General features: G+C 47.8%; 22 protein-coding genes. 3 read left to right on the top strand and 19 right to left on the bottom strand.

The window, feature by feature from the left end:
• Positions 1-226: 226 nt before the first annotated feature.
• The 18 genes from F566_RS0102965 to mnmG form a co-directional block, all read right to left on the bottom strand.
• The gene (locus F566_RS0102965) at positions 227-439 is read right to left on the bottom strand and encodes a hypothetical protein (RefSeq protein ID WP_020405487.1); all 213 of its coding nucleotides are present in this window, start codon (positions 437-439) and stop codon (positions 227-229) included.
• Positions 439-2,514, bottom strand: a complete 2,076-nt coding sequence (locus F566_RS0102960) for a Mu transposase C-terminal domain-containing protein (RefSeq protein ID WP_020405486.1) — start codon at positions 2,512-2,514, stop codon at positions 439-441. The genes F566_RS0102965 and F566_RS0102960 overlap by 1 nt, the downstream gene beginning before the upstream one ends.
• Positions 2,501-3,325 carry a heteromeric transposase endonuclease subunit TnsA gene (locus F566_RS0102955; RefSeq protein WP_020405485.1) on the bottom strand — a complete coding sequence of 275 codons (825 nt, stop codon included), beginning with the start codon at positions 3,323-3,325 and terminating at the stop codon, positions 2,501-2,503. Before F566_RS0102955 ends, F566_RS0102960 begins: the two co-directional genes overlap by 14 nt.
• Before the next feature lie 120 nt (positions 3,326-3,445).
• On the bottom strand, positions 3,446-5,278 hold the full coding sequence (glmS, locus tag F566_RS0102950; RefSeq protein WP_020405484.1) for a glutamine--fructose-6-phosphate transaminase (isomerizing): 1,833 nt from the start codon (positions 5,276-5,278) through the stop codon (positions 3,446-3,448).
• A 70-nt stretch (positions 5,279-5,348) separates the two neighbouring features.
• On the bottom strand, positions 5,349-6,710 hold the full coding sequence (gene glmU / locus F566_RS0102945; protein ID WP_020405483.1) for a bifunctional UDP-N-acetylglucosamine diphosphorylase/glucosamine-1-phosphate N-acetyltransferase GlmU: 1,362 nt from the start codon (positions 6,708-6,710) through the stop codon (positions 5,349-5,351).
• 192 nt (positions 6,711-6,902) lie between these two features.
• Positions 6,903-7,328 (bottom strand): F0F1 ATP synthase subunit epsilon, encoded by a 426-nt coding sequence (locus tag F566_RS0102940; RefSeq protein WP_020405482.1) that lies wholly within the window; start codon positions 7,326-7,328, stop codon positions 6,903-6,905.
• 46 nt (positions 7,329-7,374) lie between these two features.
• The gene (gene atpD / locus F566_RS0102935; protein ID WP_020405481.1) at positions 7,375-8,754 is read right to left on the bottom strand and encodes a F0F1 ATP synthase subunit beta; all 1,380 of its coding nucleotides are present in this window, start codon (positions 8,752-8,754) and stop codon (positions 7,375-7,377) included.
• A 98-nt stretch (positions 8,755-8,852) separates the two neighbouring features.
• The gene (gene atpG / locus F566_RS0102930; protein WP_020405480.1) at positions 8,853-9,716 is read right to left on the bottom strand and encodes a F0F1 ATP synthase subunit gamma; all 864 of its coding nucleotides are present in this window, start codon (positions 9,714-9,716) and stop codon (positions 8,853-8,855) included.
• Positions 9,717-9,785: 69 nt separating this feature from the next.
• Entirely contained in the window at positions 9,786-11,330 is a 1,545-nt protein-coding gene (gene atpA, locus F566_RS0102925; protein WP_020405479.1) for a F0F1 ATP synthase subunit alpha, read from the bottom strand.
• A 31-nt stretch (positions 11,331-11,361) separates the two neighbouring features.
• Positions 11,362-11,898 carry a F0F1 ATP synthase subunit delta gene (locus F566_RS0102920; RefSeq protein ID WP_020405478.1) on the bottom strand — a complete coding sequence of 179 codons (537 nt, stop codon included), beginning with the start codon at positions 11,896-11,898 and terminating at the stop codon, positions 11,362-11,364.
• 11 nt (positions 11,899-11,909) lie between these two features.
• Positions 11,910-12,380: a F0F1 ATP synthase subunit B gene (locus F566_RS0102915; protein WP_026179711.1), complete on the bottom strand. Its 471-nt coding sequence runs from the start codon at positions 12,378-12,380 to the stop codon at positions 11,910-11,912.
• Positions 12,381-12,434: 54 nt separating this feature from the next.
• Positions 12,435-12,689 (bottom strand): F0F1 ATP synthase subunit C, encoded by a 255-nt coding sequence (atpE, locus tag F566_RS0102910; RefSeq protein ID WP_020405476.1) that lies wholly within the window; start codon positions 12,687-12,689, stop codon positions 12,435-12,437.
• A gap of 81 nt (positions 12,690-12,770) precedes the next feature.
• Complete coding sequence (gene atpB, locus F566_RS0102905) at positions 12,771-13,595, bottom strand: F0F1 ATP synthase subunit A (protein ID WP_020405475.1); 825 nt, start codon at positions 13,593-13,595, stop codon at positions 12,771-12,773.
• A 56-nt stretch (positions 13,596-13,651) separates the two neighbouring features.
• Positions 13,652-14,089 (bottom strand): F0F1 ATP synthase subunit I, encoded by a 438-nt coding sequence (locus F566_RS0102900; RefSeq protein ID WP_020405474.1) that lies wholly within the window; start codon positions 14,087-14,089, stop codon positions 13,652-13,654.
• Positions 14,090-14,446: 357 nt separating this feature from the next.
• On the bottom strand, positions 14,447-15,319 hold the full coding sequence (locus tag F566_RS0102895; protein WP_020405473.1) for a ParB/RepB/Spo0J family partition protein: 873 nt from the start codon (positions 15,317-15,319) through the stop codon (positions 14,447-14,449).
• Positions 15,320-15,437: 118 nt separating this feature from the next.
• Entirely contained in the window at positions 15,438-16,229 is a 792-nt protein-coding gene (locus F566_RS0102890; RefSeq protein WP_020405472.1) for a ParA family protein, read from the bottom strand.
• A 32-nt stretch (positions 16,230-16,261) separates the two neighbouring features.
• The gene (rsmG, locus tag F566_RS0102885) at positions 16,262-16,915 is read right to left on the bottom strand and encodes a 16S rRNA (guanine(527)-N(7))-methyltransferase RsmG (RefSeq protein WP_020405471.1); all 654 of its coding nucleotides are present in this window, start codon (positions 16,913-16,915) and stop codon (positions 16,262-16,264) included.
• Positions 16,916-16,917: 2 nt separating this feature from the next.
• Positions 16,918-18,807: a tRNA uridine-5-carboxymethylaminomethyl(34) synthesis enzyme MnmG gene (gene mnmG, locus F566_RS0102880; protein WP_026179708.1), complete on the bottom strand. Its 1,890-nt coding sequence runs from the start codon at positions 18,805-18,807 to the stop codon at positions 16,918-16,920.
• Positions 18,808-19,220: 413 nt separating this feature from the next.
• Between mnmG and F566_RS0102875 the strand changes: the two genes are divergently transcribed.
• From F566_RS0102875 to F566_RS0102865, 3 genes are all read left to right on the top strand, one after another.
• On the top strand, positions 19,221-19,808 hold the full coding sequence (locus F566_RS0102875) for a cytochrome b/b6 domain-containing protein (RefSeq protein ID WP_020405469.1): 588 nt from the start codon (positions 19,221-19,223) through the stop codon (positions 19,806-19,808).
• 82 nt (positions 19,809-19,890) lie between these two features.
• Complete coding sequence (locus F566_RS0102870) at positions 19,891-20,496, top strand: ABC transporter ATP-binding protein (RefSeq protein ID WP_020405468.1); 606 nt, start codon at positions 19,891-19,893, stop codon at positions 20,494-20,496.
• A gap of 5 nt (positions 20,497-20,501) precedes the next feature.
• On the top strand, positions 20,502-21,308 hold the full coding sequence (locus F566_RS0102865; RefSeq protein ID WP_020405467.1) for an ABC transporter permease: 807 nt from the start codon (positions 20,502-20,504) through the stop codon (positions 21,306-21,308).
• Positions 21,309-21,310: 2 nt separating this feature from the next.
• On the opposite strand, the gene mnmE is transcribed toward F566_RS0102865, so the two are convergent.
• On the bottom strand, positions 21,311-22,669 hold the full coding sequence (gene mnmE / locus F566_RS0102860; RefSeq protein WP_020405466.1) for a tRNA uridine-5-carboxymethylaminomethyl(34) synthesis GTPase MnmE: 1,359 nt from the start codon (positions 22,667-22,669) through the stop codon (positions 21,311-21,313).
• Positions 22,670-22,844: the final 175 nt, after the last annotated feature.

The raw sequence follows: 22,844 nt of genomic DNA, 5'->3' as shown, positions 1-22,844 counted from the left end.
AGATACATCAAGCAGGTGTTTGGTTACGACAAAGTCCGCTATCGAGGCTTGGCCAAGAACAAGAGCCGGCTCTATCTGTTGGCGGCCTTCAGCAATCTGCTGATGGCAAGGAAAGAGCTGCAGGTATAGGGGCAGTGAGCCCAGATGACGCCCCACAGGGGGGGAAGATCCAAAATGGCCGGAAAAACACTCTGAATATTCGGCCATATATCGTCGAGAGTTTGAATTACCTCAGAACCTTGGGGTTATTCAGACTCTCCCTAGCTTTCGCATCTTCCAGACGGTCAGAAGGCTTGTATTCAATTTTTCCCTTAAGGTTTGAACCGGCCTGCTTAACGGATAAGATCGGCGGCAAAGCTTCAATAAAGGGATTACCGCCGTATTGTCTGACGCCAGTCTCTCTGTACTCAGCTATAACATAGTGCTTAGGTAGTCTCATCAATCATCCCCATCATCAAAAAGCTCATCCTCGTAGTCAGGATATTCATCACCCTCTTGTTGTTCGTGTAAGGGGACAACCTTTGCGGGTGGGGAGGATTTGGTAGGCAAAGACCTTCTACTAGTCCTTTCTTTTTCCAGTTGTGCAGCACGTGCCTCGCCGACCTTCGCCATACGCTCAGTATTGGTAGCGGATGCCGGCGGTGCGGATTTAACAGCAGTAGAAATGATTTCCTCAATTCGTTTTTCGTGCAAAGCACGGGTTTTATCTGCATTTAACTTCTGCTGGTTTTCCGCTTTTTTCCTGATACTTTGCTTCCGCCATACTCCCCAAAAGGAGCTGTTTCGATATTCACGTGACAAATCCGTCAATCGACAGGCCCAATACTCTCGACTACCTGGCTTGTTAAATAAGTATATTTCATTGGCATTGTTAGGATCATAAGCTACGGAAACATTTCTCGGTCGATTCGACTTTTCTGAGCGATGCATCCAGCCTGATTCCAGAACCTCTGAGGAAGAGTAATACAGCCCAAATAGACAAATACCATTCTCAGAAACTGTTGCATGTTCTTTTGGTAACAATGCAATTCTAAGTCTTTCTGGCTCTGCCTTTCGAAGTCGGCCTGTACGATGCTGTAACCCCCAATTCCATAAGTGGACAGGTACACTTGGCAAGTCAGCAGGCATATCCATACAGCGGTCATATTTCGATAATGGGTCAACAAAATTGCGCATGATAATTGAGGAAACGATAATCTCTTTGAATTCAGAAATAGTCAGCTTCCCGTCCAACCAATAGTTTCTGCCACCTCTTTTCTTCACGGTTGGCCCAGTCACTACACCTGGAGCAAACGGTTTAAATTCCGCCTGTAGGGTTCGAAAATTCCTTTCAACGATCCCTTTTGCGTCACCTCTATACGGCGGAGTGTTTTCTAGCCGGACGTGATAGCTTGATTCCAAGCTTTCGATTTGGTGGCCTAGCAGCTCTCCTCTATCCGCTAGTAATGCCTCCGGCAATCCTGGAGTAGGCCAGTGGACAGACTCCGTATCAAAGTCTTGGTCCTTCAAAAACTCATTTCTATCCGTTATCGCTAAATGTAGAGCTTGGATGGCAGTAACATAAGAAGGGTTTTCAAAGCCAATGTACCAACCGACTATGAAGCGGGAAAAAGCGTCGACTACGACGTATACTACCGGCCTACCGACCGGCTGATTACGGTCAGCATCAGATACAAGAATAATATCGGCAATGGTTGCATCAATTTCAAATCGAGAGCCCGGCCCCGGTGCCTGCATCGCTGCGGTACTGGTAAGCGGTCTGATATCTTTCTTGTAAATGCTCTCAGAAAACTTAGCAATGAGCTTTTCGGCATGACTATACTCTCGATCGTAAAAGTACCCCAGTTGTCTTTTTGTTGGCTTTTCCGACTCGGGAGTGTTTGGAAAAAACTGATCGTATAAAAGCTTTAAACGTCGGTGTGCAAATGCAAGAGTAAATGACCCCTCTTTTAGGAGGTATTTATCGATGACAATCCGGAAAAGTTTTTCTGTTGTTTCATCAATTACAGCACCCGTGCCTTCTGTAAGAGCTCTGGGACGACCTAGCTTTTTTTCTTTGGCAACCCGTTTTTTACCCTTTCCACCAGAATTTCGATAATCTGGAAGCAGAGCATTGGGAATCTGTCCTCTTTGCCAATATTGTCTTATTAGACGGTATAAGTATGGCTTTGAAATTTCGCCTTTACTAAGAATAGTTTTGACATGTGCAGCTCTGATTTTTGGCACATAAAACAAAGGCTCTTCAATCAAAGGTTTTATGATCCCGTAATTTCTATCCCGCTTTTCAATTTCTTTCGAGCCTTTATCCGGCGATAGCAGCAGTAATAATGAATAGGGATCTTCAACACGTTTGAGCTTTTCATCGAGGATTAACTTATTAATCTCCGCCAGAGCTATCACACTTGGAAATGCTTTTTTGTCTTCAATGGGAATCCAAACAATTTGATCTCCCGTGACATGCAGTACACGATATAAGGCATCTTCAAGGCTTAAGACTTCATTAACCTGATACATGCAGCACCTCGACGATTGAATCCACAGATTCAGGTACTAAATCGCTACATCTCAGTTCAGAAAACGGGATAGAGATATCAAAGTGGAAGTACCTTTTTGCCAACATTCCTCTGAGCTGATAAAGGCTCTCTCCCAGTGGGAGCGAGTACGAAGTATCCAGCTGCTTACAGAGATCAATGATTTTTAAATTCGAGTACTGCTTAACCCATTGGGTATATAGTTCAAATTGTTTAGATTCGTCATTGATGGCTTGGTCATCACTCTGTAAGTTATAAAGCCAATTGATGTTCGTAAAGACATCTGATGGGATTTGATTTTCAGTAATGAGATACCAAGGGACCTGTTTTTCTAGCCAATAGCGACGTTCAACTTCTAACTTTTCTATGGTCCTCTGATCTTCAAGCGCGGAGCTTGGCTTGACCTGTAAGGCAAAGATAGGATGTTTCTCATCCTTGGAGCTCACTAAAAAGTCACTGCTCATATACTGAAGAACCCCGGAATAGGTTGGATGAGCAACTCCGATATTGCGACAAATTTGTGTAGTAAGTTCTCGGTCTAAAGGAAATTGTTCTCGAATATCAGTGGTCGATTGACGCCATTGGATAAGTAAAAAAGTAGCCAACTCCAAATCAGATAAAAGGTGGTGAGTTCGTCGGCTTAGGTGTCCAAAAATTCGATGAGATCTGCCTTGCGAGGCAACATCTCGAACAGTTAGCCAGGGTTTATAGTCCCTACCAACCCCCTGTCCTCGACCCTCTTTTATCCAGCGAGCATTTTTAGCTTCCGAATTCCAGTATTTCTTCCTGCCCATAAAAAAACCACCTGAGATAACTTATTTCTAAGTTATCTCAGGTGGTTCTAGTTAACAACTATATTGTTGAGTTAACAACTTTATTGTTCACCAACAGAATTTCACTAGATCCTGAGGTTGCTATTCCACCGTGACACTTTTTGCCAGGTTCCTGGGCTGATCAACGTCGGTACCTTTCAGTACGGCCACATGATAGGACAGTAGTTGTAACGGAATGGTGTACACAATGGGAGCCAGAATATCGTGAACTTCCGGGACCTGAACAACGTGAACATCTTCGTCTTCTTCCAGGGCGGCTTCAGCATCAGCAAATACATACAGTTCACCGCCACGTGCTCTTACTTCCTGAAGGTTTGACTTCAGTTTTTCCAACAGCTCGTTGTTGGGAGCAACGGTGATCACCGGCATGTCATTGTCTACCAGAGCCAGGGGGCCGTGTTTCAGCTCACCGGCAGGATAGGCTTCAGCGTGAATGTAGGAAATTTCCTTAAGCTTCAGAGCACCTTCCATAGCGACTGGATACAGAGATCCTCTACCCAGGAACAGTGAATGATGTTTTTCGGCGAATCTTTCAGAAACTTCCTTGATCACGTCATCCAGATCGAGAGCCTTTTGAATCAGATCAGGAAGAGACTTCAGTGCCTCAACCAATTCAGCCTCTTTCTCTTTATGGAGACCGTGGCGACGACCAAGTGCAATGGTAATGATCAACAACGCGACTAACTGGGTCGTAAAGGCCTTCGTCGATGCAACGCCGATCTCCGGACCAGCATGAGTCATCACTGTTAAGTCAGATTCACGAACCAGGGAGCTACCGGGTACGTTACAAATGGAAATGGCAGATTTGAAGCCAGCCTCTTTCGCCTGACGTAGTGCAGCCAAAGTATCCGCCGTTTCACCAGATTGTGAGATCGTCACGAACAACATGTCCGATTGAACCACATGCTTGCGGTAACGATATTCACTGGCCACTTCAACCTGGCAGGGAATCCCAACCAGTTCTTCAATCCAGTAACGAGCAACCAGGCCGGCATGGAAACTGGTACCGCATGCTACGATTTGCACTGATCCGACGCCATCAAATACATTGGATGCTTCAGAACCCAGTACCTGTTCCAGAATATGATCGCCGCTGATTCGTCCTTCCAACGTGGCTTTGACGACCTTCGGCTGCTCATAGATTTCTTTCAGCATGTAGTGGCGAAATTCACCCTTGTCTGCCGTATCAAGTCCATGCTCAAAGCGGATGACAGGACGCTCAACCTGAACATCATCTTTATCCCAGAGCTTAATCTCTGAAAGAGTCAGTTCAGCAAAGTCGCCTTCTTCAAGATAGATAAATCTGTCCGTAACCTGGAGTAATGCCAGAGGATCAGAAGCCAGGAAGTTTTCGCCCATACCAACTCCAACCACCAGGGGGCTACCCTGTCTGGCTGCAACCACACGGTCCGGATTGGATGTTTGAATCACTGCAAGTGCATAGGCGCCGTGTAACAGTTTAATCGCTTCCTTCACTGCAACAGTCAGATCTGCATTTGTTTGCAGACAACGATGAATCAAATGAGCAACGACTTCTGTATCTGTCTCTGAAGTAAATACGTAGCCCTGATCCTTCAACTCCTGACGCAGCGTCTCGTAGTTCTCAATAATACCGTTGTGGACAATGGCAAGATCTTCGCCCGACATGTGAGGGTGAGCGTTAGTCACAGTCGGCTGACCATGCGTGGCCCAACGGGTATGGGCTATACCGGTTTTACCGGGTAGTGGGTATTTTTCGATCGCTTCTTCCAGAGCGGCGACCTTGCCCACTTCCCTTTGCCTTTGCAGTACATTCTGATCATCCAGCACCGCCATTCCCGCAGAGTCATAACCACGATATTCAAGCCGCTTAAGGCCTTCCAGCAAAATGGGGGAAACATCGCGCTGTGCAATCGCACCGACTATGCCACACATAAATTTTCCTTCCTGTTTCTGATTAACTGAAAACTACAGTTAAAAACCACAAAATAATAATGAAAACTGTTTAAGATTTCTTCACAGGTCGCTGCCAGCCGTCAATATTTCGTTGCTTGCCACGAGCGATCGCCAGTTGACCTTTATCCACACTTTTGGTGACAGTTGAACCCGCTCCTATGGTCGCCCCTTCAGCAATCTCAATGGGTGCCACCAGCGCAGTATTGGAACCGACAAAAACATTATCACCAATAATGGTCTGAGACTTATTCACACCATCATAGTTACAGGTAATGGTACCGGCGCCCACATTCACTTTCTGGCCGACCACAGCATCACCTACATAACTCAAATGATTAACTTTGCTACCCTCGCCGATTCGGGCCTTCTTGGTTTCCACAAAGTTACCGATCTTAGTTTTGGCTCCAAGCTCAGTACCCGGTCTTAAACGGGCGTAAGGTCCAATCGTCGCCTGTCTTCCGACGACACTGTCTTCCACAATACTGTTGGCCTCAATAACAACATCATCAGCAATAGTGGCATTTTTGATTATACAGTTAGCGCCAATGGTGACACGATCTCCCAAAGACACAGCGCCTTCAAAAATGCAGTTCACATCTATTTCCACATCCTGGCCTGTGGATAATTCTCCACGAACATCGATTCTCTCGGGGTCCCGCAATGTGGCTCCGTTGATCATTAATTGCTGAGCAATCTGACGTTGATAAGCACGCTCCAGTGCAGCCAATTGTATACGGTTATTCACACCTTCTACTTCGTGAAAAAACTCCGGGCCACTGGTAACGATCTCTGTACCATCAGCGACGGCCATGGCCACAACATCTGTCAGATAATATTCACCCTGAGCGTTGCTGTTGGAGAGTTTTGGCAACCATTCGTTAAGCTTTGCAGCCGGCATGGACATAATACCGGTATTGATTTCCCTAATCCTGCGCTGTTGCTCATTGGCATCTTTTTGCTCAACAATTTCAGTTACCCTGCCCTGATCATCGCGGACAATTCGCCCATAGCCAGTCGCATCATCCAGCTCCACCGTCAGAACACCGAGCTTACCTGTGGATAACTTAAGGAAGGATTCTAAAGTAGCGCTGGAGGTCAATGGGACATCACCATATAAAACCAGGACCTGGCAGTCTTCAGGAATTTCCGGAAGCGCCTGGGCCAAGGCATGTCCGGTTCCAAGTTGTTCTTTCTGATGCGCCCAATGAAGATGTTCTCCATGAACCCCTGCTTTAACCATGTCTCCTTTATGGCCGTACACCAAATGCGTGCCTTGAGGGGAAAGACTGGCCGCGGTATCAATAACATGTTGGACCAGCGGTTTTCCGGCCAATCGATGCATCACCTTAGGAAGCTCTGAACGCATACGGGTACCCTGACCCGCGGCTAAAATTACGATATGCAGGCTCATATCTGACTCCAAGGACATGGGCTGGTTAAAAACCGCCAGTATAACGCTTTCACAGTGCTTGCTCGACTGCAATGATTCCTATTAATTTCGGATGATTGCGCCATACACAGAAATTCGAGCGTATTTATTCGGCACAACAAAAAAGGGGAAGCTTGGAGCTTCCCCTTCAGGATTTTGCAATCAATAACCGGCTTAGCGCTGAACTTTCTTCTTAAGCTGCTGAATCGTCCGTAGACGGGCAGCGGCTTCAGCCAACTGGCTGGCGGCACTGGCGTAATCGAAGTCGCCAGTTTTGTTGGCAAGAGCTTTCTCAGCCTCTTTCTTCGCCTCCAAAGCAGCAGCTTCGTCAACATCAGCTGCACGCTCCGCGCTGTCGGAAAGAATGGTCACAACATTTGGCTGCACTTCCAGGAAGCCGCCGGTGACAAAGAAGACTTCCTCTTCACCACCCTGTTTAATGACCCTTACCGGACCCGGGTTCAGAGCAGTCAGGAGTGGTGTATGACCGGGTGTAATACCCAGATCACCTTCACTTCCCGCAGCAATGATCATTTCGATCAAGCCGGAGAAAATTTCCTGTTCTGCACTAACAATATCGCAATGCACACTAATACCCATATAGTTAGGCCTCTATGCCTTGCTCAAGTAATATCCTTAACGGATATTACTTGGACTTCTTGGCTTTTTCGATCGCTTCTTCGATACCGCCGACCATGTAGAACGCTTGCTCAGGCAGGTCGTCGTATTCACCATTCAGGATGCCCTGGAAGCCACGAATAGTGTCTTTCAGAGATACGTATTTACCGGGAGAACCGGTGAATACTTCCGCTACGTGGAATGGCTGAGATAGAAAACGCTCGATCTTACGCGCACGGGATACAACTTGCTTATCTTCATCAGACAGCTCGTCCATACCCAGAATCGCGATGATATCTTTCAGCTCTTTGTAGCGCTGCAGTACAGTCTGTACACCACGAGCTACTTCATAGTGTTCCTGACCGATAACCAATGGATCCAGCTGACGGCTGGTAGAATCCAGAGGATCGATTGCAGGGTAGATACCTTTAGAAGCGATATCACGGCTCAGTACAACGGTTGCGTCCAAGTGAGAGAACGTGGTTGCAGGGGATGGGTCAGTCAAGTCATCCGCAGGTACGTATACCGCCTGTACCGAGGTAATAGAACCGGTACGGGTTGATGTAATACGCTCCTGGAGAACACCCATTTCCTCAGCCAAAGTCGGCTGATAACCTACCGCAGAAGGCATACGACCCAGAAGTGCGGATACCTCAGTACCTGCCAGGGTGTAACGATAAATGTTGTCGACGAACAACAGTACGTCACGACCTTCGTCACGGAATTTCTCTGCCATGGTCAGACCGGTCAAAGCTACACGCAGACGGTTTCCTGGGGGCTCATTCATCTGCCCGTAAACCATCGCTACCTTGTCCAGTACGTTGGACTCTTTCATCTCGTAGTAGAAGTCGTTACCTTCACGAGTCCGTTCTCCAACACCGGCGAATACGGAGAGACCGGAGTGCTCTTTCGCAATGTTGTTGATAAGTTCCATCATGTTTACGGTTTTACCAACACCGGCACCACCGAACAGACCAACTTTACCACCCTTGGCGAATGGACAAACCAGATCGATTACCTTGATACCGGTTTCCAGCAGCTCGGTAGACGCTGACTGGTCAGCATATCCAGGTGCTTCACGGTGGATAGGAGCACGATCCTGTTCACCGATAGGGCCCTGCTCGTCAATTGGGTTACCCAGTACGTCCATGATCCGTCCCAGGGTTTCAGTACCCACAGGGATGGAGATAGGAGCATTGGTATTTTCTACTTGAAGACCACGACGCAGACCTTCTGTACTTCCCATGGCGATGGTACGTACAACACCGTCACCCAGCTGCTGCTGGACTTCCAGTGTGGTTTCCCCACCTTCCACTTTCAAAGCGTCGTAGACTTTTGGCACGGTATCGCGCGGGAATTCGACGTCGATTACCGCTCCGATAATTTGCACTATTTGTCCGCTACTCATTGTCAGTTCCTCACTGAATCTTAAAACTGTTCTGCATAACGCCGGATTTTTCACCGGTCGTCTGAAACACTGTCGACCTAAATTTCAGCGTTGGCGCTCTATACCGCTGCAGCGCCGCCCACGATCTCAGAAATCTCCTGGGTAATAGCTGCCTGACGAGCTTTGTTGTATGCCAATTCAAGACCGCCAATAATCTCGCCCGCGTTATCGGTTGCGCTTTTCATCGCAATCATTCGCGCAGCCTGTTCACAGGCGTTGTTCTCAACTACTGCTTGATAAACCTGAGACTCGATAAAACGGGTCAGCAGGCCATCGAGTAGTTGCTTGGCATCCGGCTCGTAAATGTAATCCCAATGACGACGCTGCATTTCATCATCTTCCGCTGGAGGAAGAGGCAGCAGCTGAGCCACAGTAGGCTTCTGAGTCATGGTGTTTACAAAGCGGTTGTGTACCAGGTATAGACGGTCGATTTTGCCTTCGGCATACGCATCCAGCATCACCTTGACCGAACCGACGATTTTCGCCGCTGAGGGTTCATCCCCCAGATGGTTCAAAGCCGCAACGACATTGCCACCGTAGCTACGGAAGAATGCCATTGCCTTACTGCCGATGGCGCAGAAATCAACTTCCACACCTTGTTCACGCCATTTTTTTACGGAATTGGCAGCTTCCCGAAACGCGTTGACGTTCAGGCCACCACAAAGTCCGCGGTCGGTAGAGACGACAATATAGCCGACTCGTTTCGCTTCACGTTCTTGCAGATACAGGTGTCGATATTCCGGGTTCGCAGTGGCGATATGGCTCACAACGCTACGAATATGATCGGCATAGGGACGACCCTTTGCCATGCGTTGTTGAGCTTTACGCATCTTACTGGCAGCAACGAGTTCCATTGCGCTGGTAATTTTCTGCGTGCTCTTAACACTTGCGATCTGGGTTTTAATCTCTTTTCCGACGGCCATTTTCTTCTGCCTTTATTGAATTCATCCAAAAACCGGTTCATTCAGGCCGGTTTAACCGGCCTGATTGGATTACCAGGTTTGAGTGGATTTGAATTTCTCAATGCAAGATTTCAAACCGCCAGCGATTTCATCATTGAAATCGCCTGCTTCATTGATCTTGGCCAGCAAATCGGAAAACTCGCTACGTGCGAAAGACAACAGAGCCGCTTCAAACGCCACAATGTCTTTTGCCGGAACATCATCAATGAAACCTTCGTTCGCAGCGAACAGTACCAGACCCATTTCCGCAACGGACATAGGAGAGTACTGCTTTTGCTTCATCAGCTCGGTTACACGCTGACCATGCTCCAATTGCTTACGAGTCGCTTCGTCCAGGTCAGAGGCAAACTGAGCAAACGCTGCCAGTTCACGATACTGAGCCAGAGCCAGACGAATACCACCACCGAGTTTCTTCATAATCTTGGTCTGGGCCGCACCACCAACCCGCGATACCGAGATACCTGCGTTCATCGCAGGACGGATACCGGAGTTGAACAGGTTGGTTTCCAGGAAGATCTGACCATCGGTAATGGAGATTACGTTGGTCGGTACGAATGCAGAAACGTCACCTGCTTGGGTTTCAATGATAGGCAGCGCGGTCAAAGAACCGGTCTGGCCTTTCACTTCACCGTTGGTGAATTTCTCAACGTAATCTGCGTTAACCCGTGAGGCACGCTCCAACAGACGTGAGTGCAGATAGAAAACGTCACCTGGGTATGCTTCACGTCCTGGTGGACGACGCAGCAACAGAGAAATCTGACGGTAAGCAACGGCCTGCTTGGACAGATCGTCAAAAACAATCAGGGCATCCTGACCGCGGTCACGGAAGTATTCACCCATGGTAGAACCGGAGAAAGGTGCCAGGAACTGCATGGAAGCAGGGTCGGCAGCACCGGCGGCAACAACGATCGTGTGATCCATTGCACCGTGCTCTTCCAGTTTACGTACCACGTTGGCAATAGAAGACTGCTTCTGACCAACGGCAACGTAGATACACTTAACACCAGTACCTTTCTGGTTGATGATGGCATCGATGGCCAGAGCAGTTTTACCTGTCTGACGGTCACCGATAATCAGCTCACGCTGACCACGACCTACCGGTACCATGGTGTCTACAGATTTGTAACCGGTCTGCAGAGGCTGACCAACGGACTGACGGGCAATAACCCCTGGAGCGATCTTTTCAATTGGATCGGTCAGGTTGGTATCCAACGCACCTTTACCATCGATAGGGTTACCCAGCGAGTCAACAACGCGACCCAGCAAAGCTTCACCTACAGGTACTTCCAGAATACGACCGGTAACCTTAACCTTCTGACCTTCTGCCAGAGATTTGTAGTCACCCAAAACAACAGCACCTACAGAATCACGCTCCAGGTTGAGCGCCAGACCGTAAACACCGCCTTCAAATTCAATCATCTCACCGTACATGACGTCGGCAAGACCGTGGATCAATACGATACCGTCGGAAACGCTGACGATAGTGCCTTCTGTTTTTGCTTCAGAAGAAATATCGAGCTTTTCAATGCGCTTCTTGATGATTTCGCTGATCTCAGATGGATTCAATTGCTGCATGCCTTTTAATCCTCAAAAACCTTGTGTTAGATCAGGAACCGACTGTCTCGGCCAGTTTAGCCAGACGACCACGTACAGAGGCATCAATCACCATGTCACCGGCACGCACAACGACACCACCAATCAGTCCCTTATTAACCTGGGCCTGAAGGTTGATGTTGCGTGACAACTTGGATTTCAGTGATTGAGCAAGCTTCTCTTCCTGCTCTGAATTAAGTTCGAAAGCTGTCTCAACGGTGACATCCACCGTCGCTTCCTGCTGACTTTTCAATTGCTCGAACAATTCAGCAATCTCAGGCAACAACGCCAGACGCCCATTTTCCGCCAATACTTTGGCAAAATTCTGGACGCCTTCTGATAGTTTACCTTCGCACACATCAATCATGACCTGTGCTTTTTGATCGCTGGTCAGGGCAGGGTGAGCTAGAATTCTCACCATATCCTGATCACCAGCCAAAGCCGCAGTAAGAGCCAATTGCTCTGACCATTCGTTCAATTGGCTGGTATCACGTGCTAATTCAAAAGCAGCTTTGGCATATGGCCGGGCTAATGTAATGCTTTCCGCCATAATGCAGACCCCTATAGTTCGGCTGCTAGTTTATCTAGCATTTGGCTGTGCGCCTGTGAATCCACAGAAGTCTCCAGGATTTTTTCCGCTCCAGCCAGAGCCAGCGCTGCCACTTGGGCACGCAACTCTTCTTTGGCGCGATTCTTTTCCTGTTCAATTTCAGCTTTCGCTGCAGCAATCAAACGTTCGCCTTCGGTACGTGCGGAATCTTTGGCTTCTTCTACCATCTGATTCGCACGACGATTGGCTTGTTCAATTATTTCCTGGGCCTGCTGCTTGGCTTCCTTGAGTTCGGCAGAAGCTTTTTCCTGCGCCAACTCTAGATCACGGGAAGCACGTTCCGCAGCCTGCAAACCATCTGCAATCTTCTTCTCGCGCTCACGAAGTGCCTGAATGACCGGAGGCCATACATACTTCATGCAGAACACGACGAAGACGGCAAATGCAATCGCCTGCCCGATCATCGTTAGGTTAAGGTTCACGTTAACACCCCTCGCTAATTAGTCCAAAAAGTGACTGGTTGCTGTTCAGGTGTATTAAGCTACTTGAGCAACAAACGGATTAGCGAATGTGAAGAACAGAGCGATACCAACACCGATCATGGTTACGGCGTCAAGCAGACCAGCTACGATGAACATTTTAACCTGAAGCATGGGGACCATTTCTGGTTGACGAGCAGCACCTTCCAGGAATTTACCACCCAGCAGACCAAAACCAATCGCAGTACCCAGTGCGCCCATACCGATCAGCAGAGCAACAGCAATCGCGGTCATTCCAACTACAGTTTCCATTGTGACTCCTAATATTTAAGTTAAGTTAATGGTTGAGTTTCAGTTAATTGAGATTTTGATTTTAATTTTGAAAACTACTTCTTAGTGATCTTCATGCGCCATACTCAGGTACACGATGGTCAGCATCATGAAAATGAAAGCCTGTAACGTGATAACCAGAATGTGGAAGATTGCCCAGGGAACAGACAGTACCCATTGAGCCCAGAAGGGCAGCAGCGCAATCAGAATGAAGATCAGCTCACCTGCATACAGGTTACCGAACAAACGCAGTGCCAGGGAAATTGGTTTGGCAATCAGACCCACACCTTCCAACAGGAAGTTGAAGGGAATCATCCATTTACCAAAGGGTTGCAGCGTCAGTTCGCCAACGAATCCACCCACACCTTTAATCTTGATGCTGTAGTAGATGATCAGGAAGAATACGGAAAGCGACATACCAAATGTGATGTTTACGTCAGTGGTTGGCACCACCTTCATATACTCAACGCCAGCAGCGCTAAACAGGTATGGCAGAAAGTCTACAGGAACCAAATCCATCAGGTTCATCAGGAAGATCCAGCAGAAAATGGTCAGTGCCAGAGGGGCAATGACGGCATTTTTACCGTGAAAGGTCTCTTTAACACTGTTGTCAACGAACTCCACCATGATCTCAACGAAGTTCTGAAGACCTGTGGGAACGCCACTGCTTGCCTTTAATGCGGCTTTACGGAATAACCAAAGAAACAGAACACCTAACCCGATGGACCATGCCATCGAGTCCACATGAATTGCCCAAAAACCCATTTCCTGGGCTTCCTGTGCAGAGTGTGCAAATCCCCATCCATTTTCGGGATGCTTCCCGTAAACGAGGTTCTGAAGGTGATGCTGAATATAGGACGATGCGGTAAGGGTTTCGCCTGCTGCCATGATACTATCTCAAACCTTAATTTTTTTGATAAACCGGTACGGTTTACGCTATTTGATCAGCTACCGGCTGCCGGACTTTTTGCCCGGGCCATAATCAACGGCGTAAACCAGTGCACTACTTGCACGATAAAAAAGACCAGGAACAAACTTCCTGGCTCCAGCGGCTGCACGAACTTGAAAACCAACCCGAAAAGCAGGGCAGTCAATCCCAGTTTTACGGCTTCCGCTCTGTAGAAATTCTTTACTATGTGTCGGGCAGCAGAAGCTCCCCGATAAGCGAAGGTTCGATAGGCAAAATAGCAATTCGGGAGTGTACAGATCAAACCGCCCAATAAAGCTGAATAACCATGCACACTACTGAAGGACCATCCCACTATCGCTAGTGTCAATGTCACAAACGCCTGGACAATGACAACGCGATACACCGGCGGCCGCTTTATTTGAGAGTGCGCTGCACTATCCAACGGTTTTCCGTCCCGAGCAATTCCCGACATGATATACCTGGTGGTTAATTATGTTATCTCGTATGAGCCTTACCCATACGTACCAGGCACAATAAAGACTTCCGGGAAACTTCGCTATTTATATTTGACTACGTAGTTATGTCTACCTAGTTACCCCCGCCCCCGCAACTATGATTAATTCCATAGCTTAAGGCGTCGGAGATTATATTGTGTCGGATGGGCGCATTCAACTGCCTGATAGGTAAAACTGACTATTTTCCAACCAAGACAAGTCGTCTTTTTTGGTGAACTTCTCTCTATTTATCCACAAGTTGTGTATACATTTAAATATTGGCACGAGATATGGAAATATTTCGTATTTCTCCCTTAATATCCGCCTGCAGAAAATTACTGAATATGAGCCAAAATTCCATCAAGTTCATCAAGAGAGTTGTACTGAATGACCAGTTTTCCCTTCCCTTTGGCGTTGTAGTCAATCTTGACTGGAGAGCCAAGTTTATCCGCCAATTTATCCTGCAGACGCTTCACATCCGCATCGACAGTTTTCTTCGCTGCGGTTTTCGGGTTTTCCTTTTCTGTTTGAATTCGCCGTACCAAAGCTTCAGTCTGACGAACCGACAAGCCTTTGCCCACAATCACCCGCGCAGTTTCGGACTGTAGATCTGGCTCCAGCGTCAAGAGAGCACGGGCGTGGCCCATTTCCATATCTCCTCTCTCCAGCATGGTTTTCACATCATCCTTCAGAGACAAAAGACGCAAAAGATTGGTAATGGTAGAACGGGACTTGCCTACAGCTTCAGCTACCTGAGACTGTGTCAGTTCAAACTCCGTTTGCAGACGTTGCAGGGCAATCGCTTCTTCCACGGGATTCAGATTTTCCCGTTGAATGTTTTCGATCAGCGCCATGGCAATCGCCGCTTCATCAGGAACATCGCGGATAATTACGGGGATTTTATCCATCCCGGCAAGTTGTGAAGCTCTCCAGCGACGTTCGCCGGCAATAATTTCATACCGGTTCTTACTAATCTCACGCACCACAATCGGCTGCATGACACCTTGCTGCTTGATAGATTGGGCCAGTTCTTCCAATGCTTCCGGATCCATGTCCCGACGAGGCTGATACTGGCCGCGCTGGATCATATCCACAGGCATTTCTTTCAGGACTTTATCCTGAGATTCACCGCTTTCTTCCTGCATGCGGCCCTTAGAACCCGCCAGCAATGCATTAAGTCCGCGATCTCCCAATCCTCGTTTTTTCATTTCGGTGTAATTCCAGAAATTTCGTAGTATCGATGGTTAGTAGTATCTAGCTTTAATAAGAGAAGTATTATTATCAGACTGAGCAAGGGCCTCTGAATGAGACCTCTTTTTCAACCTGTCAGGCAGGCACTGTCTCTTTGGCAGAGGTCTTGCTCTTGCGAATGATTTCACCAGCCAAAGCAAGATATGCAATCGCGCCGCGGGAAGACTTATCATACTTCAATGCAGGAACACCATAGGATGGGGCTTCGGCCAGCCTGACATTGCGCGGTATGATAGTACGATAAACCTTGTCACCAAAATAATCGATGATCTGTCTTGAAACATCAGTGGTCAGACTGTTTCTGGGATCAAACATTGTGCGCAAAAGGCCTTCAATTTCCAGGGCAGGATTAACCGTTTCCTGAATCTGCTCGACCGTGTTCATTAATGCAGCCAACCCTTCCAGTGCATAGTACTCACACTGCATGGGAATCAGAACACCGTCAGCGGCAACTAGTGCATTCACCGTCAGCATATTCAGCGAGGGTGGGCAGTCGATCAGAATATAGTCATAATCACTCAGGACCGATTTCAGCGCATTCCGTAGTCGATACTCCCGACCGATTTCATTCATGAGCTCAACTTCAGCCGCTGTGACATCACCATTCGCCGGCATGACGTCATAGCCAGCTTCTTCCGAGGTCACGACAACCTCTTTAGCGTCCGACCGCTTGGTCAGAACATCATAAACTGTCTTGTCAGAGTTGTTTTTGTCGACACCGCTTCCCATAGTGGCATTGCCCTGGGGATCCATATCAATCAAGAGGACTTTACGGCGGGTGGCAGCCAAAGATGCAGCTAAGTTGACGCAGGTTGTGGTTTTACCAACCCCGCCTTTCTGGTTGGTGACTGCAAAGGTGCGCGCCATAGTCAATTTCTCCTGTCGGTTCCCGAGCCAGTTCAATTCTTACCAAGGATAAGCAAATGCCGCTCCGCATCACAAGCAGGAACGTTAAGTCTATGATTTTCCAATACTCTATATTGAGCAGGCAAAGCTTCAATCTCATCCACCGGATTAACCCCCTTCAGGGCATAGGCGAGAGTTTCTGCGCCAAATAATTTCTCACACCCATTCACCATGTCAGCCAGTGTGGCAAATGCTCTGGAGGTAATACCATCAAAGGTATGTGCCAAATCTGGCTGATACTCCTCTATTCGGGACTGAGCCACCTCAACATTATTCAGCCCTAATGTCATTTTGCATTGAGTTAGGAAGCGTGTTTTCTTGCCATTACTGTCCAGCAGGACCCATTGGGTATCAGGCAGAGCAATAGCGAGGATCATACCGGGAATTCCTGGTCCGGTACCTACATCGAGAAATCGCAGTCCCTTACCTTTTATATAAGGCAATACTGCCAAAGAATCCAGGAGGTGACGGCTGACATGTAGTTCAGGATCGCGAACAGCCGTAAGATTATAGGCCTTGTTCCATTTATTCAGAAGTTCAAGGTAGTCCAATAATAGACTTTGTTGAGGTTCACCCAACTCAATCCCAAGGTCAACGATGCCAGATGACAGCTGCTGTTTCTGCAGATCTTTAAGACTTGTTTCCATAATCAGGCACTTTGCCTCTGCACAGCACCCCGTTTTTTCAGGTATACCAGCAATAAAGATATTGCTGCTGGCGTAACTCCGGGTATCCGTGATGCCTGGGCAAGTGTCTCCGGACGAACCTCATCCAGTTTCTGTCTAATCTCGTTGGACAGCCCCTGGATTACACTGTAATCAATATCCACAGGCAAAGCAGTATTCTCATGTCGGCGCATTCTGGCTATTTCATCCTGCTGACGATCAATATAGCCCGCATACTTCACCTGAATTTCAACCTGTTCGGCAACGGCTGCAGGAATTTCATCAACCAGGGGATCCACTTCACTCAATCTCTCCCAGTCCATTTCAGGGCGCTTCAGTAGATCATGCAGGGAGTATTCTCTGGCCAGTTCCATTCCCAACACCTTTTCCGCACGCTGACCCTTTTCTGAACCCGGTTGAACCCAGGTGGTTTTCAGACGCTTCTGCTCCTGAACAATTGCTTCGCGCTTTGCATTAAATGCCACCCAGCGTTCATCGTCTACCAGTCCCAACTCACGACCTTTTTCAGTGAGCCTCAGATCGGCATTATCCTCACGCAATAACAGACGATACTCTGCACGACTGGTAAACATACGGTATGGCTCACGAGTTCCCATCGTGATCAGGTCATCGACCAAAACCCCGATATAAGCTTCATCACGCTTAGGCGTCCAGACATCTTTTTCCTGACAGCGCAAAGCCGCATTCAATCCAGCCAGAAGCCCTTGCGCAGCGGCTTCCTCATATCCGGTCGTCCCGTTGATCTGACCGGCGAAAAAGAGGTTATTCACAAACTTGGTTTCAAGGCTGTGCTTGAGATCCTGTGGATTAAAATAGTCATACTCAATGGCATAACCAGGACGGGTAATATGCGCGTTTTCCAAGCCCTCAATAGATCGCACCAGGTCTAGCTGTACATCAAACGGCAAACTGGTAGAAATACCATTGGGATAAAGCTCGTGAGTAGTCAGTCCTTCTGGTTCTATAAATATCTGGTGAGAATCTTTATCAGCGAACCGATTGACTTTGTCCTCAATCGAAGGGCAATACCTGGGCCCAACACCCTCGATTTTTCCGCTGTACATAGGAGAACGGTCCATGCCACTGCGAATAATGTCATGGGTTTTGGTATTGGTTCGGGTAATGTAACAGGGAACCTGTTGTGGATGCTGATCCAGCGAACCAAGAAACGACATAATCGGAGTCGGAGTGTCACCGGGCTGGGCCTGCATCACAGAAAAGTCGACGGATTTTGCATCGATACGCGGCGGAGTTCCGGTTTTCAGACGACCAACCCGAAAAGGCATTTCACGCAGGCGCTTGGCCAACGCAACCGATGGGGGATCGCCCGCCCGACCTCCGGAATGGTTTTGCAAACCGATGTGAATCACCCCACCCAAAAAGGTTCCGGTTGTTAAAACCACTGTCTTCGCGAAGAAACGCAGCCCCATTTGAGTGACGACACCTTTTACAGTGTCCCCCTCCATAATGAGATCATCAGCCGCCTGTTGAAAAATACTCAAGTTAGGTTGGTTTTCAAGGACACTTCGGATAGCAGCCTTGTAAAGTGCTCGATCAGCCTGTGCGCGAGTTGCACGAACCGCTGGTCCCTTACGCGCATTCAATACTCGAAACTGTATACCCGCTTTATCAGTAGCCAACGCCATTGCACCACCCAGCGCATCAACCTCTTTTACCAGATGGCTTTTACCAATTCCCCCTATGGCTGGGTTACAGGACATTTGTCCCAGGGTTTCGATATTATGCGTCAGCAACAAGGTCTGGCACCCCATACGTGCGGCAGCCAATGCTGCTTCGGTACCGGCATGGCCACCACCGATGACAATCACATCAAAATTCCTGGAATAATCCACAGCCCAATAACCTCTCAGAGAATAAATAAATTTTCCACTCTTAGGGAAGACACCCAAAATACCATCATCAGAGACCTCGTATTTTGGCTCCCATAAAGCGGGGCGAGCATTTTACTATGACCACGATCGAAAAATAAGGTTGGTTTAAAAAAATATGATTATTTTTTGTTCAAACCCTTAAAGGACACCTGAACGAAAACCAGAAAAAATGTGAAGTAGTCCAAATTTAGAATAAATAGCCTAGTTTTTTCAGTGGGTTAGCGAGCCTTCTTTAGAAAAGTTATTAATACACTTATCCACAGATCTCGACTTCTTTTTAGACAGTTAGCTTGAGTTATCCACAACGAAACTTCCTTAAGTTTGCCTTAAGGAACTCAAGCTAACCTCACTCTTCAATAAATGGAGGGATAAGTATGTCTAAATCACCCAACCACTGGATCAAAGTATGGGATCCGTTCATCAGAATATTTCACTGGACTCTGGCAGGTTCTTTTTTAATCGCCTATCTGACAGAGGATGACTTCCAATCGTTACATGTCTGGACAGGTTATTGTGTCGCCGGTCTGGTGAGCTTCCGAATTGTCTGGGGGCTAATAGGTGGCCAATATGCCAGATTTGGTAATTTCATAAAGCGTCCCTCCACTGTTTTGAATTACTGCAAGCAAATTCTCAAGGGAAATCCTGATCGTCATCTGGGACATAACCCCGCAGGAGGCGCCATGGTAGCAGCTCTCCTGATTTCTCTGGCAATCACTGCTTTATGTGGAATGGCACTTTTGGCAGGAGAGGGTGCAGGGCCTCTGGCTGGTACTTTGTTTGCTCATTTACCTGAAGATCCTTTAGAGGAAATCCACGAATTCTTTGCCAATGCCACCTTAATCCTAGTCCTATTTCATGTTGGAGGGGTGATCCTGGCTAGCTTCCAACACAAGGAAAATCTGATAGCCTCTATGATTCATGGACGCAAACATGCAGATACTCTCCCATCAGACAATGTCTAGAAATCACAGGAATTAAAACCTCTTAGCTGCCATACTCTGTCAACATCATGATTCTATTGACATAAGTTAAATGGAAGGGTTTGTGAGTAACGGCAGCTTATCCATCCGCCAGTTAGAAATAGGCTTTCTCAGGGATGTCACGGTAACCGTTCCCCCTGGCGAAATTCACTGTATATCCGGGAAGTCCGGATCAGGCAAGAGCCGACTATTGCGGGCTGTAGCCGATCTTGAACAACACAATGGTCAAATATCATTAGGAAATACCCGGCAAACAGACCTTAGCGGGCCGCAATGGCGGAAGCGTGTTCGCCTGATTCCGGCACAGAGCGAGTGGTGGTATGACAATGTTCTGGAGCATTTTCAAGTCGAGCCAGACCCATCCTTACTCTCAGCACTTGAATTAAATAGCGATATTCTTAAACAACCGGTCAGTTACCTTTCTTCAGGGGAAAAACAGCGATTGGCACTTATTCGGTCACTTTATCCACAACCTCAGGCACTTCTACTGGACGAACCTACGGCAAATCTGGATGAAGGTTCACGAAAGTCTGTGGAAAACTGGCTGCTGAATATGATTCGTCAACAGCATTGGCCGGTGCTTTGGGTAGCCCATGACCAGGAGCAGATTAATAGGGTGGCAAGCCATCATTGGGACCTGGAAAACGGGTGTCTCACTTTGACGGGATAGCATAGATGACAGTGATCGAACTCAGCCCGGCAAAACTTGCACTTGCCGGCATTCTTGTGTTGATACTCAGTGGCTGTGCCTATGCTGCCCGACTAGGCATTACCCGAAGAATGCTAATCGCAGCGACAAGAACGGTCGTTCAATTGTCCTTGATCGGTATTGTTCTGGAAGCACTATTTTCCACATCATCGTTGTTGTGGATAAGTCTAATGGCCATGGCAATGCTACTCATCGCGGGCCGGGAAGTTACCGCAAGACAAAAGAGGCGCCTGACCGGTGGCTGGTCCTTTGCGATAGGAACAGTGTCCATGTTTGTGTCTTCCTTTACGGTTGCAGTACTGACCCTGACAGTTGTTATAAATCCTGACCCCTGGTTTACCCCTCAATACGCCATTCCCTTATTGGGTATGTTACTGGGCAATACAATGACCGGTGTTGCCATATGTCTCGACCGACTTCACGAAACGACTTGGCAGCAAAGAAGTGTGATTGAAAACAGACTGATGCTGGGTCAGACCTGGCAGGAAGCCATTGGGCAAATTCGAAGAGAAGCCGTGCGAAGTGGGATGATTCCGACAATCAATGCCATGGCGGCTGCCGGAATTGTCAGTTTGCCTGGCATGATGACCGGGCAGATTCTGGCAGGAACCACTCCCGCATTGGCGGTGAAATATCAGATATTGATCATGCTGATGATTACCGTTGGCACCGGATTCGGTTCTATGCTCAGTGTGTTATTGGCCAGCCGCAGACTATTTGATAAGCGAGAGCGATTGAGAATCGATCGACTCGTGTTGAATAACAGTGAATAACATTATTTACCAATACAGAACGACGAGAAAATTCGCCCCAATAAATCATCTGAGGAAAACTGTCCGGTAATTTCTCCAAGTGCCTGCTGTGCCAAACGAAGATCTTCAGCCACAAGTTCGCCTGCCTGCTGTAGTAAAAGCTGTTGTTTCGCAGTTTCCACATGCTGATGGGCCAGATTCAATGCCTCAAGATGACGGCGTCTCGCCATGAAACCACCTTCAGTGGTGGCTTCAAAACCCACACAAGCCTTAAGATGATCTCGCAGCACATCAATGCCTTCGCCATCTTTCGCGGACAACCTGATTACCGGCACTTTACCCTTCTGAATTCCGGATGGCTCTCCACTGAGATCAACTTTGTTTCTTACCACCGTAATATGATCATGATGCTGGATACGATGATAGAAATCAGGCCATATCTGTTCAGGATCAACGGCATCTGTGCTCTGACCATCCACCAGAAATAAAATCCGATCCGCATTGTCGATTTCATTCCATGCTCGCGCGACACCGATTTGCTCAACAACATCCTCAGAATCCCGAAGGCCGGCAGTATCCACAATATGGAGAGGCATACCATCAATATGGATATGCTCGCGAAGCACGTCCCGTGTCGTTCCGGCGATATCCGTCACGATAGCACTCTCGCGACCTGCAAGTGCATTCAGTAGGCTGGATTTTCCAGCGTTTGGCCTTCCCGCGATCACCACGGTCATTCCCTCTCGCATCAAGCTCCCCTGACGTGCTGTAGAGAAAACCGCATCGAGTTTTTCAAGAATCCTCTCAAGATCAGCTGCAACTTTACCGTCCGATAAGAAATCAACTTCCTCCTCCGGAAAATCTATGGCAGCTTCAACATACATCCTCAATTGAATAAGCGCTTCAAGCAAGTTATCCACAGCCAGAGAAAAGTCACCTTGTAGCGATTTAAGAGCACTTCGCGCAGCATGCTCTGAGCTGGCTTCAATCAGGTCTGCAATAGCTTCAGCCTGAACAAGATCAAGCTTGTCATTGAGAAACGCGCGTTCAGAAAACTCTCCAGGTCGGGCGATTCTCACTCCCAAAGACACCAAATGTTGCAGTAACAGATCAAGGACAACCGGACCACCATGCCCCTGCAGCTCAAGGACATCTTCTCCTGTAAAACTATTCGGTCCAGGAAAAAAGAGAGCGATCCCTTGATCGATAACTTGCTCCCCCTCAAAAAAGCTTCCGTAGTGAGCATATCGAGGCTCAGGAATGCAATGAAGTACCGATTGAGCAAGGTCAGCGGCTTTTGGCCCTGAGATCCGAATGATTCCAACGCCTCCTTTTCCCGGAGGCGTTGCAATTGCGGCGATGGTTTCAGTTGTCTGGTACATAACTTCGCTGTCAGTAATACAAAAACGTAGAGGCTTTGGGCGAGTATAACGCAAAAAAAAGCCCCGGTAGATGCCGCAATGCTGTTCACTTAAGTGTTTGAGTTAGCGCAGGGCTTAATAGAAAATCCAATGATGGAAACATCATCGGATTTTTTATGGATTTTCAGCAAGACCT

Source organism: Hahella ganghwensis DSM 17046, assembly GCF_000376785.1.
GTDB classification, from domain to species: domain Bacteria; phylum Pseudomonadota; class Gammaproteobacteria; order Pseudomonadales; family Oleiphilaceae; genus Hahella; species Hahella ganghwensis.
Note: the sequence above shows the minus strand (reverse complement) of the source record. Positions and strands in the feature narration are given on the sequence as shown.

What these genes read in the sequence shown, in the direction of transcription:
- F566_RS0102940 (WP_020405482.1), bottom strand. Translation starts at nt 7,328, where the DNA reads ATGGGTATTAGTGTGCATTGCGATATTGTTAGTGCAGAACAGGAAATT.
- atpB (WP_020405475.1), bottom strand. Translation starts at nt 13,595, where the DNA reads ATGGCAGCAGGCGAAACCCTTACCGCATCGTCCTATATTCAGCATCAC.
- F566_RS0102890 (WP_020405472.1), bottom strand. Translation starts at nt 16,229, where the DNA reads ATGGCGCGCACCTTTGCAGTCACCAACCAGAAAGGCGGGGTTGGTAAA.
- atpE (WP_020405476.1), bottom strand. Translation starts at nt 12,689, where the DNA reads ATGGAAACTGTAGTTGGAATGACCGCGATTGCTGTTGCTCTGCTGATC.
- F566_RS0102960 (WP_020405486.1), bottom strand. Translation starts at nt 2,514, where the DNA reads ATGTATCAGGTTAATGAAGTCTTAAGCCTTGAAGATGCCTTATATCGT.
- F566_RS0102965 (WP_020405487.1), bottom strand. Translation starts at nt 439, where the DNA reads ATGAGACTACCTAAGCACTATGTTATAGCTGAGTACAGAGAGACTGGC.
- F566_RS0102875 (WP_020405469.1), top strand. Translation starts at nt 19,221, where the DNA reads ATGTCTAAATCACCCAACCACTGGATCAAAGTATGGGATCCGTTCATC.
- atpG (WP_020405480.1), bottom strand. Translation starts at nt 9,716, where the DNA reads ATGGCCGTCGGAAAAGAGATTAAAACCCAGATCGCAAGTGTTAAGAGC.
- atpD (WP_020405481.1), bottom strand. Translation starts at nt 8,754, where the DNA reads ATGAGTAGCGGACAAATAGTGCAAATTATCGGAGCGGTAATCGACGTC.
- F566_RS0102895 (WP_020405473.1), bottom strand. Translation starts at nt 15,319, where the DNA reads ATGAAAAAACGAGGATTGGGAGATCGCGGACTTAATGCATTGCTGGCG.
- glmS (WP_020405484.1), bottom strand. Translation starts at nt 5,278, where the DNA reads ATGTGTGGCATAGTCGGTGCGATTGCACAGCGCGATGTTTCCCCCATT.
- rsmG (WP_020405471.1), bottom strand. Translation starts at nt 16,915, where the DNA reads ATGGAAACAAGTCTTAAAGATCTGCAGAAACAGCAGCTGTCATCTGGC.
- F566_RS0102900 (WP_020405474.1), bottom strand. Translation starts at nt 14,089, where the DNA reads ATGTCGGGAATTGCTCGGGACGGAAAACCGTTGGATAGTGCAGCGCAC.
- mnmE (WP_020405466.1), bottom strand. Translation starts at nt 22,669, where the DNA reads ATGTACCAGACAACTGAAACCATCGCCGCAATTGCAACGCCTCCGGGA.
- F566_RS0102865 (WP_020405467.1), top strand. Translation starts at nt 20,502, where the DNA reads ATGACAGTGATCGAACTCAGCCCGGCAAAACTTGCACTTGCCGGCATT.
- glmU (WP_020405483.1), bottom strand. Translation starts at nt 6,710, where the DNA reads ATGAGCCTGCATATCGTAATTTTAGCCGCGGGTCAGGGTACCCGTATG.
- F566_RS0102955 (WP_020405485.1), bottom strand. Translation starts at nt 3,325, where the DNA reads ATGGGCAGGAAGAAATACTGGAATTCGGAAGCTAAAAATGCTCGCTGG.
- atpA (WP_020405479.1), bottom strand. Translation starts at nt 11,330, where the DNA reads ATGCAGCAATTGAATCCATCTGAGATCAGCGAAATCATCAAGAAGCGC.
- F566_RS0102920 (WP_020405478.1), bottom strand. Translation starts at nt 11,898, where the DNA reads ATGGCGGAAAGCATTACATTAGCCCGGCCATATGCCAAAGCTGCTTTT.